This window comes from Bradyrhizobium retamae, from assembly GCF_001440415.1.
Taxonomy (GTDB): Bacteria; Pseudomonadota; Alphaproteobacteria; order Rhizobiales; family Xanthobacteraceae; genus Bradyrhizobium; species Bradyrhizobium retamae.
Genome location: NZ_LLYA01000046.1, coordinates 108,855 through 122,523 on the forward strand (window position 1 = coordinate 108,855; position 13,669 = coordinate 122,523).

At 61.0% G+C, this 13,669-nt stretch carries 8 protein-coding genes and 2 pseudogenes; 4 read left to right on the plus strand and 6 right to left on the minus strand.

Going from position 1 to position 13,669, the window contains the following annotated elements; all coding sequences use genetic code 11:
- Nucleotides 1-130: 130 nt before the first annotated feature.
- Nucleotides 131-1,126 carry a tRNA dihydrouridine(20/20a) synthase DusA gene (dusA, locus tag CQ13_RS07940; protein WP_283807494.1) on the minus strand — a complete coding sequence of 332 codons (996 nt, stop codon included), beginning with the start codon at nt 1,124-1,126 and terminating at the stop codon, nt 131-133.
- Between the two features lie 133 nt (nt 1,127-1,259).
- On the opposite strand from dusA, the gene CQ13_RS07945 reads away from it, so the two are divergent.
- Entirely contained in the window at nt 1,260-2,354 is a 1,095-nt protein-coding gene (locus CQ13_RS07945; protein WP_057842434.1) for a site-specific integrase, read from the plus strand.
- 63 nt (nt 2,355-2,417) lie between these two features.
- Here CQ13_RS07945 and CQ13_RS07950 read toward each other — a convergent pair.
- Nucleotides 2,418-5,523 (minus strand): annotated as a pseudogene (locus tag CQ13_RS07950) (DEAD/DEAH box helicase).
- Between the two features lie 259 nt (nt 5,524-5,782).
- Here CQ13_RS07950 and CQ13_RS40665 point away from each other — a divergent pair.
- Nucleotides 5,783-6,194: pseudogene (locus CQ13_RS40665) on the plus strand (helicase HerA domain-containing protein); the annotation flags it as partial.
- Between the two features lie 322 nt (nt 6,195-6,516).
- On the opposite strand, the gene CQ13_RS07960 reads toward CQ13_RS40665, so the two are convergent.
- The 4 genes from CQ13_RS07960 to CQ13_RS07975 all read right to left on the minus strand — a co-directional run bounded on the left by CQ13_RS07960 (nt 6,517) and on the right by CQ13_RS07975 (nt 10,101).
- Entirely contained in the window at nt 6,517-8,115 is a 1,599-nt protein-coding gene (locus CQ13_RS07960) for a trypsin-like peptidase domain-containing protein (RefSeq protein WP_057842436.1), read from the minus strand.
- Nucleotides 8,116-8,376: 261 nt separating this feature from the next.
- Nucleotides 8,377-9,141, minus strand: coding sequence for an ImmA/IrrE family metallo-endopeptidase (locus CQ13_RS07965; RefSeq protein ID WP_057842437.1), 765 nt, complete (start codon nt 9,139-9,141; stop codon nt 8,377-8,379).
- 4 nt (nt 9,142-9,145) lie between these two features.
- Nucleotides 9,146-9,574, minus strand: coding sequence for a hypothetical protein (locus tag CQ13_RS07970; RefSeq protein ID WP_057842438.1), 429 nt, complete (start codon nt 9,572-9,574; stop codon nt 9,146-9,148).
- Entirely contained in the window at nt 9,574-10,101 is a 528-nt protein-coding gene (locus tag CQ13_RS07975) for a hypothetical protein (protein ID WP_057842439.1), read from the minus strand. Before CQ13_RS07975 ends, CQ13_RS07970 begins: the two co-directional genes overlap by 1 nt.
- 144 nt (nt 10,102-10,245) lie before the next feature.
- Between CQ13_RS07975 and mblB the strand changes: the two genes are divergently transcribed.
- Both mblB and cap2-3 read left to right on the plus strand, forming a co-directional pair.
- Nucleotides 10,246-11,382, plus strand: coding sequence for an anti-phage 6A-MBL system MBL-fold protein (mblB, locus tag CQ13_RS07980; protein ID WP_057842440.1), 1,137 nt, complete (start codon nt 10,246-10,248; stop codon nt 11,380-11,382).
- 2 nt (nt 11,383-11,384) lie between these two features.
- Nucleotides 11,385-13,664 (plus strand): anti-phage 6A-MBL system cap2_3 protein, encoded by a 2,280-nt coding sequence (gene cap2-3 / locus CQ13_RS07985; RefSeq protein ID WP_057842441.1) that lies wholly within the window; start codon nt 11,385-11,387, stop codon nt 13,662-13,664.
- Nucleotides 13,665-13,669 lie beyond the last annotated feature (5 nt).

Consider the following 13,669-nt stretch of genomic DNA (forward strand, 5'->3'; position numbering starts at 1 on the left):
GTCAAGGACAGCCTGGTCCGGGAATTCGCCGGAACGGCGGTCGACGGCCGCGCGATGGCGAGCCTATTATCATCTGAACCACGATTTCGGCCTGGAGGCGGATTCCGAAACGCGCCGCGCCGCCTAGGCTTTACGCCGCGACCGGCTCCGCCGCGCGATCCTCGACCAGCGCGATCGCGTCCCGCAACACTTTGACGCCTGCGCCCGGCCTGACGCCATTCTCCGCGAGATGGCGACGAAAAGCGCGCGCGCCGGGCACGCCGTGAAACGCGCCGACGAAGTGTCGCGTCATCGAATGCAGCTTTGCTCCTCGCGCCAACTGATCTTCGATGTAGGGCAACATCGCTTCGAAGACGTCTTTCATCGTCGCGTGAGGTGCCGCCTCGCCGAATAATTCCGGATCGACGTCGAGTAGGCGCCACGGCTCCTGATAGGCCGCCCGTCCCAGCATCACGCCGTCGACATGGTCGAGATGCCGCTTGGTCTCGGCGATACTGCCGATGCCTCCATTGATGACAATGGGCACATCCGGCAGCACGGCCTTGAGCCGGTAAACCCGGTCGTAATCGAGCGGCGGGATGTCGCGGTTTTCCTTCGGCGACAATCCGTTGAGCCAGGCCTTGCGGGCATGGACGATCAGCGCGTCCGCGCCGGCCGCAACCACGCCGCGCGCCAGCACGTCGAGCGCCACTTCCGGGTCCTGATCGTCGATGCCGATCCGGCATTTGACTGTGACCGGAATCTTGACCGCGCGCTTCGTGGCAGCCACGCCCTCGGCAACCAGCGCCGGCTCCGCCATCAGGCAGGCCCCGAAGCGGCCATCCTTCACGCGGTCGGACGGACAGCCGACATTGAGATTGATTTCGTCGTAGCCAAACTCCTCGCCGATCCTCGCGGCGGTAGCGAGATCATCCGGAACGGACCCACCGAGCTGCAGCGCCACCGGATGCTCACTCGGATCGAAGCCGAGCAGCCGCCTCCGGTCGCCATGAATAATGGCGCCGGTCGTCAGCATCTCCGTATAAAGCCGCGCGCGCCCGCTCATCAGACGGTGGAACACGCGGCAATGCCGGTCGGTCCAATCCATCATGGGCGCCACAGAAAAGCGATAGTCTTGCGATTCCAATGATTTACCCTACACTCTCAATGGGATGAAAGAAGAACGTGTGCACTCCAAACTAGACGAAATTGCACACATTTGTACCCGTTTTGACCTCTCGGTGCACACATAGTGCACACGAAAGCCGGAGTGCACACGCGTGGCGACCTTCACTCAGTTGGCATCTGGAAACTGGCGCGTCCAGGTCCGCCGCAAGAGCCGTTATGTGGCCGAGACGTTCCGACGACGCAAGGACGGCGAAGAATGGGCGCTCGAGATGGAGCGCAATATCGACCGCAACGGATCGTCCAAACCACGCATGGTCCGGAACGTTCGCACATTTGGCGATCTGATCGACCTGCACGACGAAGACATGCGCGAAGTTGGAAAGCCCCCCCGCCGGTCAAAAGCCGCCGTGATGGCATCGCTTAAGACTGAGCTCGGCAGTGTGAAGCTGCCCGCGCTCAATCGAGAGCGACTGATCGAGTTTGGAAGGAAGCGCGCCAAGCAAGGCGCTGGCCCCGCGACCTTGTCGGTCGATTTGTCATTCATCCGCACAATCATTACGCACGCCGCCGCTGTGCACGGCATCGAGGTTTCAGCCGAGGAAGCCCGCCTCGCACGCGTCGCGTTAAGCCACCTAAATTTGGTTGGAAAGAGCAAAGAGCGTGACCGACGGCCCACACAAGACGAACTCGACGAACTAATCGAATACTTTGAGACGAATCCCCGGCAATTCATACCGATGGGACGGATCGTCAGATACGCCGTGGCAACGACTTTGCGCCAGGAAGAGATCTGCAAACCCGAGTGGCCGCTGGTTGATATGAAGAAACGATTGGTGGTTATTCAAGACAGAAAGGATCCGAGGCATAAGGACGGAAATGACCAGAAAGTACCTTTGCTCAATCTAACGGGCTATGACGCTTGGGAGGTCGTGCTTCAGCAGCGGATTGTGACTCGAGGCTATGGACGGATCTTTCCCCATAACCACAGATCCGTCAGCGCGGCATTCACCCGAGCCTGCGACCAATTGAAAATCGAAGACCTGCACTTCCACGATCTGCGTCATGAGGGAACAAGCCGTCTGTTCGAGGCAGGGCTTCCGATCGAAAAGGTAGCGCTGGTCACCGGCCACAAAGACTGGCGACAGCTCCAGCGCTATACCAATCTTAAGGTTGAGGACCTTCTTAAGCTGCAGCACGCGCAGCAGCCGTCGATGGAAGAATTCATTGAGACGCTTGCAGCCTCCTAGGGGCCAGCACGCGGGACGTCGCGAACATTCGTCCATCGGATGTTATGGAACGGCTTTAGCGAACTACTCGTCCAGCGACTCAAGGAAGTCGCTTATTCGTTCGAACGGCTTCGCATTGCGATTGCCGATATAGACCACGCGATCGCCATCGCGCTCCAACGACTTCGCTCTCGACTTGCGAAGCCGACCAGGGAGGAAGGTCGCCGCAACAGCCTCGGGGCCGACGTCGAACCTCATAATGCCGCGCCGCTTGCAATCTAGCCTCAGCCTCGCCGCCGCGAAAAAATCGCGCGCGGCCGGCGGCAGTCTGCCGAAACGACGCGCGGTTTCGTCCTCCAAATCCTCCAGATCATCCTCGGTGCGGCATCTGGCAATACGGCCATAGATTTCCAAGCGAACAGCGTCCGACTGTACGTAGCCCGTGGGCAGCATATCGGCGATCGGCAGGTTCAGATCAGGCACCCACAGATCGGCGCCACCGTCGGCGCCCTTCTCCGACGCCCGCTTGAGAAGATGGCTATAGAGCATTGGCCCGAATACCTGCAGATGGCCAGACTGCTGTTCAGAGAAGAGGTCTCCGGCGCCTCGGAGATCCAGATCACGCTCGCTGATGGCAAAGCCGGCGCCGGGCTTGCTGAACTCCTCCAGCACGGCCAAACGCTTCTCGGATTGTTCGGAGTTCGACTCGGTCAACAAATACGCGAAAGCACGCGTGCCGCCTCGGCCGACGCGCCCCCTTAGCTGATGAAGCTGCGACAGACCAAACTTCTCCGGCCAGCAGACGACGATGGTGTTCGCCCGGGGAATATCGAGGCCGCTCTCCACGATATTGGTCGCGAGGAGCACGTCCGCGTTACCATCGACGAAGCTCATCATTCGATCGTCGATATCTTCGGCAGGCAACCGACCATGGAGACATACGATGCGAAGGTCCGGAGCCGTCAACTTCACTCTTGCCAGCATCGGCTCCAAATCCTGGATACGGGGGCAAATCAGGAAGCTCTGCCCGTGGCGTCTCTGCTCACGCAGCAAAGCCGCGACGATCGCGGCGTCCGATAGCGGAGCAACCTTGGTGACGATAGGCAGCCGATGAACCGGCGGCGTAGCAATAATGCTCAGGTCCCTGAATCCTGCAAGACCCGCTGCTAGCGTGCGCGGTATCGGCGTGGCGCTCATCCAAAGGGTATGAACGCCCTTCGCAAGGCCTGAAAGTTTTGCCTTCTCCGCCGCACCGAAGTGCTGCTCCTCATCGATGATGACGAGGCCGAGGTCGGCAAACCTCAAGTCAGTCGAGGCGAGAGCTTGTGTGCCAACAACGACTTTCAGTTTGGCGCGACGGAGTTTTTCTTTCGTATCTCTTATCTCCGCTGCCGACGCAGCCCGCGACAAATTCGCCACTTCGATTCCGAGCGGGCCGAACCGTTTGCGAAACGTCTCGACAATGCTGTCTGGCCAGGACGGTGGTCGGAACCGCAACAGCGACCTGTTTTCCAGACAGCGCGACAGCCGCCGCCGCCCGCAAGGCGACCTCAGTCTTGCCGAAGCCAACATCACCGCAGACCACCCGGTCCATCGGGTGACCAGCCGCCAGATCGTCCAGCACGTCCCGGATCGCCTTGGCCTGATCAACCGTCGTGAAATAGGGGAAGCGCGCGACGAATCTTTCATAGGCCGGCCCCGGAGCGACCAGCTTGGGAGCACGCCGGCGGCGTCGTTGGGCGATATGTTTCGCAAGCTGCTTGGCCGCTGCTTCGATTTCCTGCTCAGCCTCGCCACGCCTGTTCCACCACGTGCTGCCATCGGCCTTGTCCAACGTGAGCTTGCCGGGCTCTGCGGCGTAGGGCCAGATCAAGGCGAGATCGGCAGGCGGAACAAGCGCCGCATCATCCCCGGCGAATTCGAGCCTGATCATCTCGCGGTTTGTGCCGTTCCCCATGTCGACGGTCTGCAAACGATTAAGCAAAGCCAAGCCACGCTGGAGATGAACGACGGCCGCGCCGCGCTCGGGAATATCCGGGTGATCGAAGGCGCTTGTCCAGGCTTTGGCCATCGGTTGCGGATGATGGGCGCGGCTACCGAGCACGTCAGACGCGGTCACAACCAGGGTCGGCTTTTTGCCAGGAGCGACAAAGCCAGCGTCGAAGTCGGCCAGCAGCGCGCCCTCGCGACTTCTGGCCTCCGCCGCCTCGTCCCAATTGACGAAACGCTCCGCCCTGACCCCACTCATGCGCTCCATGGCGCGCAGATCGTCTTCGACCGCGGCGACGAAGAGCAAACGAGATCCGGCGCGATCCGCGTCGGCTACGAACGCGCGAAGCGCTTTCCTCGACGCAGCAACCTTCGAGAAGTCGGGCGTGGCCACAAACGCCGCGTTGGCAGGCAGCACACTCATGCGCTTCTTCAGTTTCTTCCAGTCTCCTCGCCCCAGATACTCGCGTTCCGAATCCCTGCGGCCGGCGGCCTCCTCGATCGTACTCAACCAGCTGTCAGCGTGGGCCGGAACTTTTGCATCCGCGATCCATCGTGCCCGATCGCAATAGTCCGCGAAGGTAGCCCGCTGCGCCCGGCTACCGCCCAGCGCGAGGCGTTCCGACATCGGATCGATAATCAGTTCCTTGAAATCGGATATGACGTCATGCTCAACCGGGTCGACGGCAACAATTCTGCGAATCGCACCGCCGGAATGCTCGATCCGGTACGGCCCGAGAGCACCCGCCGGGAAGATCTCGAATGTCTTGCCGTGAAAGAGCGCGGTGCCGGGATATTCTGCCTCTTCGTCGAGATCGTAGCCCAATTCCTCCATGCGGGCCTCGAGGTCCTGCTCGGCATACGAGGCTTGCACCTTGAGGCTTAGGCTAATGCGCGACCAACTCGCCGGCAAAGGCAACCGCTCCATGATCGCCTCTGCCGTCGAGACGAGCAAGATGGGCTTCTTTCTTCTGGCAAGACGGCGCAAGACCGAACTCCGCCTGCCGGCGATCTCGCGCGACGGTTCCAGCCCATCGAACGGCAACGTATTCAATCTGGGGAATACGAGAACATCGAGCGATGGATCGAGTGCATGGACGATACCGCCGAGCCGCTCGGCCCTGTTCTCGTCTTCAGCGAGAAACACCAACCCATCGCGACCGGACTTTTTCCACTGCTCACGAAGATGGAGCGCCAACATGCCGAGGGGCGAGGACGTCGAGATCGCGGAAACCGCGGCTTTTCTGCCTTTCTTGGTCGCGCTTTTCCTGATCGCACCGCGGGCGCTGACCTTCTTGCTTTTCTTCACGAGACTTCCATCGTCTTTCGAGAACCTAGGTGCTGCGAATCGCCGGCAAAATACAAGTTATCCACTTTCTACGCTTCCTTGGATTGCCGCGCTCGACCCGATGCGACCAGATTGATAGACCCGCTTTCCAAGGTGAGATTTGAGTCGGAATATGACCGTTGCCATCGAGATTGGTCCGACCGCAACGGGAGAGTCGGCGTCATTAGACCTTGAGGAACTTCTGGCGACACGTCTGCAAGGCAATTCCGGATCCGGCAAGTCCCATCTGTTGCGGCGGCTGCTTGAACAAAGCGCACCGTGGGTACAGCAAGCGGTCATTGATCCCGAAGGCGACTTCGCTACGCTGGCGGAGCAGTACGGTCACGTCGTCATTGACGCGGAGGAACACACCGAGCGCGGCCTACAGATAGCGGCTGAGCGTGCCCGCGTCCATCGCGGTCTCCACCATTCTAAATCTGGAAGGACTCGACGCCGAAAACCAGATGCGGCGTGCCGCGGCTTTTCTTGGCGGCTTGTTCGATGTTGCACGGGACCACTGGTATCCGATGCTGGTGGTTGTCGATTCGCCGAGGGAGTCTTCCATCCTGCGCAGCACAAGCGCCAAGTCATATGGTTTGTGTTCGCAGTCAATGGGTAACTGCCTCACTGAGCCGTTGCATAACTGCTCATGACGCAAATGCACACCCCTGCCCTCAACTGGTAAGCTTTGTGTAATTACCTTATCAGTTGGACAACTGACTCCATTTGCGACCAAACCCCCTATCAGTCGACCACCGACCTACTTTCCCTCATTCCCTGAAGCTGACCACGATCTGGCTAGCACCCGATCCGCCAGGCCGCACACTCGCAAGGTGCAGTGTCCGCGCCGGACGGCAAGCGGCGTAGCTACGACCCGCTCAGCCAGTCGGTCAGCACTTTGTAGTGCACGGCGAAATCTCTGGCCTCGCTCGGCCCGCCTTTATGATTGATTCCGGCGACCGCACCGTCCTCATCGAGCAGCGGACCGCCGGACATGCCTTGCGAGAGTTTTTGCGTCACCTCGATCAGCTGAACTGCGCTTTTGGTGGGCAACGACGTTATCGATCCGGATCGGACGTTGATTTTGTCGCCTGGGCCAAAGCTCGGAAATCCGAGCGCCGTCGTGTTGTCGCCGGCTTTGAACGTGCGCTTGGATATCTCGAATTCGTAGTACTCGATGGCCGGAATTTCGTGCGAGAGAACCGCCAGATCGCGGTGTGCATCATTCTTGGCAACCGTCACCTTGAATTTATTCGAAGGCTTGCTGGGGTGATAGACCGCGATCTCGGTCGCCCCCTCCACGCAGTGCCATGCCGTAACGAGACCTCCCGATTTCAAGAAGAACGCCGTGCCCTGCGCGCTGCCCTCCGCTGCGTCGTCGCCCCAATGCTCGACCACCCACACCGCACGCTCTCTGACCTCGAAAATCGTGGGCAAAATTTCGAGTTTCTCGGATGGGAAGAGCTTGTTGTAGCGCGAGGCCAGACCGCGGAAAATCGGATCCGAAGGTCCTTTGATGTGCCCTACCCAGGATATCCGTCCGCGAAGATGCGATACGATGCTCGCTTCGCGACCATACTTGTCCTTGAGGGCCTTCTGAGCGACCGCAGCGCCCTGCTTTTCAACCACGAACAACGCCGCGCGGATGTTTCGCACGAATTTCCGGTCCACGTTGACGCGCTCGTTGATCTTAAGGCCCGTCACCGTTCGGCGCGAATGCTTGTCGGCGTAGTGAACCTTCTGCGGATTGATCGCGAAGCCGTTGGACCGGAAAGCGCCGCGAAGCCGATCCTTGAGTAGATCGGGCGAGAAATTCCCGGCCGGCGGCGGGGGTCCTTCAAACAGCGGTGTCAGAGGCTGGTAGCTGGAGAACGTGATGTCGTCGGCATACCGGGTGTAGATGCAGCGGCTCTCCTTCGCGATCATCTGCAATTCCTTGTCCATCCGGAAGCAGATCATGTTGGAGATTACCGGACTGCTAGGTGCACCCTGTGGCAGAACGCCCTCGTTGCAGCAGATTCGCGCCAGGATCTCAGCGACTCGACCGTCGATGCCCAGCGCGCTCATCAGGCCGGAGACGCGTCCTTCCGTAATGGCCGAAAAGAAGCCTTGGATATCCAAGTTCATCACGAACTTGCTCCGGAGATGAGCCGTAGCGTTCGTCTTGACCGAGCGACCGTTCACGAAGCCATGAACGGGATTCCTCGGTCTGTATATCGGCGCGAGCGAGGACGCGATCTTGGTCTGCAGCATCTTCAGTCGACGGTCCGGCGCGCTTATGACGCGCTTCTTTCCCTCGCCTTTCGAAATCTCGAATTTCTGATACATGCGGCCGCGAAACCACCAGATGTTCTTGAGTTCGGCTGTCGATAGGGCAAGAAACTTCAGCAGTTCGGCTTCGCTCGTGAGCTCGTTCGGAACGGTGATCCAGATCGGAGTGACGAAGAACGATGCGAGGCTAGGCACGAGGTCTCCCTTCCAATCACGCCAGGCATCCAGCGAGCAACGTGGCGCGCACGATCCTTGATTAGACTTTCGCTCTTACGCCGCAGTTACGACAGCGCGTATGCGAGGGGAGACCTCGTAGAGTCAATAATAGCAGTGCGTTCCGGGAACGCCACACGTCAGTAACGGAAATTCACATACATATTTGCGTCGTTCCTGTCGGCATGGCTTCCGATCAAGGTTATTGAAGAGAGATCGCAGCAACTCGCGAAATCGTTCGCATCACCCGTAGATATCAATCATCTTGGGATCAAGTATCCGTAGAAGCGTCAGCGCTTCGCCCTCTATCGTCCGGACGCTTTGGACCCCGACGTCGAACTGCTCGATATGTCGGCGATCGAACCAATAGCTCGCCGGCTCTTTCTTGATGGGGCCGACTCGGTTGACGCCTGCGAGCGACACACTCACGCTCGATCTCAGGTCGATATCCTCCCGAACCCTCAAGCTTCGGACCGTGATCCCCGGCCATTGCCATTTCGTGCCGGCCAGATCCTGTGCGATCAGGATCAGAGGCTCGCGCGTCATCCGCATGATCCGGATGCCGGTCGCGGCTAGACTGGCCGAGAATTCGCGCGCAAGTCCGACTATCGCGTCGAGCGACGTCTCTCCGATCGAATGAAGCTTCGGCTTGATGAGGTATGGCGGAAGGATGAGGTCGGCGGAATAGACGTCGGCCATCCGCTCGGCATTTCGCGAGCGCTCGTCCAAGGGGCGCCCGATGTCGTGTGAGCGGCAGACGAACGACTGACCTCGGTGGTGATGCCAATGCCCGAGTTCATGACCGGTGCTGAACCTTTTCCGGTTCGGTCTCGCTCCATCGCTCACATAGATGATCGCACGGTCCTTGAAACCGATGATCTGAGCCTCGCAGCCGACGAGCCGCCTGTACAGGACCTGCGCGCCGACGCAATCGGCGATGGCGAGGAGGTCGATTTCCTTGGCCTCGGAAACGCCGAGTTCGACGAGGAGTTGTTCGGCCGGCCGCACCAGGTCATTCCTTCAAATTGCCGGACTCGTCGATAAGCCCCAGCCGCAGACAAGCTTCGAGGAAGCTGTCGAGATCGTCGTCGGATTCAATGCGTCGGTTTCGCGCCGCTATGGTCATGTCGCCGGTGACGTCGACCCTTTTCGTGACGGCAGAGTGGATCTCGCGCTTCTTCGCCGGGTCGAACGATAGGACCGAAGCGCTGAGGAAGGGTTGAGATTCGTGCGGACGCTGCCGGGCGGTCGCGAATTTCCGACGCTTGGCGGCGATTTCCGGATCCTGGAAAACAGCGTCGAAGCTTTCTAGCAAATCGTTCGGATCCATGCCCAAGGCGATCAGATACTCGTCCAATGCGGATCCTTCGAGCGAAAAAATCTCCCGCTGAATTTCTTCCAGGAGCTCTTCGCGAAACGAGAGTTCACGATCGGTCTCCATCACAATTTCCCTTCCTTGTAGAGGGAAGCACCCCACTTCTTCATTCTCTTCATGACGGTTTCATAGTTCGTTACGTCCCACCCAGTTTCGGCAAGGATTTCCGCCCGCGTCGCATTGTCGCCCAGGAGGATCAGCAGCGTTTCCACCTCCTCGTCCTTGCAGATCTTGAAGATCTGCTCGCGGAGATACGCATCCTCCTGGGAAGGCCCCAAATCCTGCGCAAGTTCGATCGGGTCGGGCGCATCGACGGATGCGGCGACGAGCCGTTTTCCCTCGACACGACGGACGGTGGCGCTTCGGCGCCGATCGTTGGACGCGATACTGTTCACAGCGCCCGACAGCACTTCGAACGCATCTTCTCCGGCCTTCGAATCCGGATTCAGCCAACGTGCCCGAGCGCCTTGAAGGAGGTCATCCGCTTGCAAGGTGGTTCCGCGCGCCTTCACCCGCGCCAAGGCGGCCAGCTTCTTCCGCTGGTCCGCAGTGAGCGTCAGCAATGCCGCCGCTTTGGGAGATTGATCGGTCAATCGGCTTCCTCCAAAGCCATAGCTCGCGAATCGAGCGAAGTCGGAAATAAGATTTAGCGAAATTTCTCGTCCGACTTCGCGCCGGTCGCGAGCTTTGGACGGTAGGAGCTCATTCGAGCCGGAATACCATTCTGAGAGACCGATATGACAGCCAAACTGACCTTTCATCCTCTCGGCAACGCCGACTGCACCCGCATCGACATGGCCAACGGCCGCAAGATGTTGGTCGATTACGCCGACATGCGCAATCCCGCCGACATGTGGGATGCCCGCATCGACCTGCCCGAGGTGCTCAAGGCCGACCTGCGCGCCACAAAGCGCGATTACTACGATGTGGTATGTTACACCCATCTCGACGACGACCACTGCTGCGGTTCGGGCGACTTCTTCTGGCTCGAACATGCCGCCAAGTACCAAGGCGAAGGCCGGATCAAGATCGACGAGTTGTGGGTGCCGGCCGCGGCGATCCTGGAGGACGGTTGCGAGGATAGCGCCCGCATCATCCGTCAGGAGGCGCGGCACCGGCTGCGCGTCGGAAAGGGCATCCGCGTCTTCTCGCGCCCGACCAAGCTCAAGGAATGGCTGGAGAAACAGGGGCTGACGTTGGAATCGCGCGCGCACCTCATCACCGACGCCGGCCAGTACGTGCCCGGCTTCTCGATGTTCGGTCCCGAGCGCGTCCAGTTCTTCATCCATAGCCCCTTCGGCTGGCATCAGAACGAAAGCGAGATCATCGACCGCAACCAGCACAGCGTGGTCTTTCAGGCGACGTTCCTGGAGGGACGCCGCGAGACCTGCGCGCTGTTCATGTCGGACATCAACTACGACTCGATCAACCAGATCGTGATCACGTCCAAACGCCACGGCAACCAGGACCGGCTGCTGTGGGATATCTTCAAGATTCCGCACCACTGCTCCTACAAGTCCATCGGGCCGGAAAAGGGCGACGACATCACCAAGCCGACCGACGAGGTCAAGTGGCTGTGCGAGACGCAGGGGCGCGAGCGCTCCATCATGATGTCCACCAGCTGGTCGATCCCGTCCAAGGGCAGCGACGACGACCTCGATCCGCAGCCGCCGCATCGCCAGGCCGCGGCCTATTACCGGTCGGTCGCCGATCTCAAGGACGGCCAGTTCAAGGTCACCATGGACCTGCCCTCGAAGAGCAAACCCAAGGCGAGCACCATCGAGATCACCGACCGCGGGGCCCAGTTGTTGCTCGTTTCCGCCGCCGCCGCCGGGGCGGTGAGCGTCGCGGCGACCCCGGTGCGGGCGGGCTAGGCGTGGCGATCCATACCTGGTGGACCTCCTTCGGCGAGGCGACGACGGTCGACGGCGTCGCCTCCGGTCCGGCGCGTTCGTTCGTGGATGCCGCGCTCGCCGGACTCCCGGCGACCACGCTCGTCGAGATCAAGGAGGACAAGACGACCGGGTATGTCGGCGTCCATGTCGAGATCGACGTCGAACGCCCGCAGGACCTCGCCTACCCAATCCGCGCCCGAGAGCCGATCGGCATTCTCTTCTCATCGCCACATGTCCGGCCGACAGTTCTGGCGCTGCGGAGCGACTTCCCGCACACCATGCATCAGAACGGCGTGCCCGAAGAAATGCCTTTCTCACTGTGCGTCGACGATCGGCCGTGGCCGGAAGCTCGTCTCACCAATACGCCGACCGAATTCTCGCGGCTCACCCAGCTTTGGCTCGCCAAGGCGGCGCGCGGCGAGCTGCACGATCCGGCGCAACCGCCGGATCCGCTCTTCTACGGCGCGGACATGGCCCTCGTTCTGCCGCGCGGCGTCTTCGAGGCCGGCTCCGCGACCTCCGAGTTCGCAGGCTTCGTGCGCACCGACAGCCAGGGTCTGGTGTTTGCCATTCCGTCCAAGCAGGCCCCGCCGGGCGGTATCGCCCTGACGGTGATGGCCTTCTCGCTACCGCCGCAGGTCATGACATCGATCCGCCGCCTGCCTCGGACCCTCGAAAGCCTAGCGGCAGAACTCGCGCCGACCGGCCTCAAGCTGCTCGACGAGATCAAGGATAGATTGAAGGCATGGACCGGCATCGCGGACGACGGCGCCAGGCGGATGGCCTGCCGGCTCGCCATCGTCGTCGGTCTCCCCGTGACCACCGAAGAGGGTCGCGGCGCCGACGACTTCCGAGCCTTCATCACCACCAACACCGCGGGTGAGATCGGCGTCCTTCTGGGCGTGTTGCACGCCAACAACAGCAACGTCGGCAAGGGCTACGTCCGGGCATTCCCCGAAACGCCGGTCGCCGGAGCTTCGTTGCCTGTCGCACCGGCGCAGGTCCATTTCGCTTTCGATCGGGATCTCGCTGCATCGATCGCCGGCGCCGCAGCCGCGGACCGAAGGAAGGTCGTCATGATCGGCGCCGGGTCGCTTGGCTCACAACTCGGCATAGATCTCGCGCGCGAAGGCGCTTTCGAGTGGACCATCGTGGACGATGACGTGCTGTTGCCGCACAACTTGGCTCGCCATGCGCTGTTGGCCGACGAGATCGGCGCGCCAAAGGCCAACGCGCTGGCCAGGCAGATTACGGCGCTGTTGAACGAGCCCCAATCCGCGATCGTCGCCGACGTGCTTGCGCCGAATGCGGATCGGCAGAAGGCCCTCGATGCGGCCTATGCCGTCGCCTCAGTCATCATCGACGCATCGGCTTCGGTCGGCGTCGCCCGTCATTTGAGCGATCTGCCGTTTGCCGCACGGCGCGTCTGCGCCTTCTTCAATCCTTCGGGCACCGCCGTCGTCCTGCTTACGGAAGACGTGCGGCGCGACGTCACGCTGCGCGATCTCGAGGCACAATATCACCGTCTTATCCTGACCGAGCCGTCTCTGGCCGATCATCTCGATGCTTCGCAAGGTGGCGTGCGCTACAGCGGCTCGTGCCGCTCACTGACCAACAGGATCCCGGCGACCCGAGCCGCGTTGCTGAGCGCGCTGGCGGCAAGGGGCATAGCCGACTCGCTTTCGAGCGATGATGCCAAGATGACAGTCTGGACGCTCGGCGCGGACGGTTCGGTCTCCGTCGTGCAGCGGAACGGCGAAACCGTCACGCGCGCCGAGATCGGTGCCTGGCAGGTGAGCTACGATCGCGGGTTCTTGGATCAGCTTTCCGCGCTACGCGACGGGCGCTTGCCCAACGAGACCGGCGGAGCCATCGTCGGCATCGCCGACTTTAGCCGCAACTCTCTTCACCTCGCCCATGCGTTTCCCCAGCCGGAGGACAGTCTCGGCAGCCCGACGCGTTTCGAGCGCGGCGTGGTCGGCCTGGCCCAATCCATCGACGACGTCGCCCGCCGGTCGATGCACCAAGTGCGGTATCTCGGCGAATGGCACTCCCATCCGCGTTATGCGAACGCGCGTCCGAGCGACACTGACATCGCCCAACTCGCTTATCTGGGCAGCGAGCTCGCGGCGGACGGGTTGCCCGGCCTGATGGCCATCGCAGCACACCACGCGGACTTCTCGCTTCTCAGCTTCGACCCGTCGCTCTGCCGGCAGGAACGGCGCATCCTCAGGGTGGCCATTCACCCTGGGCATGATTGAGTTTC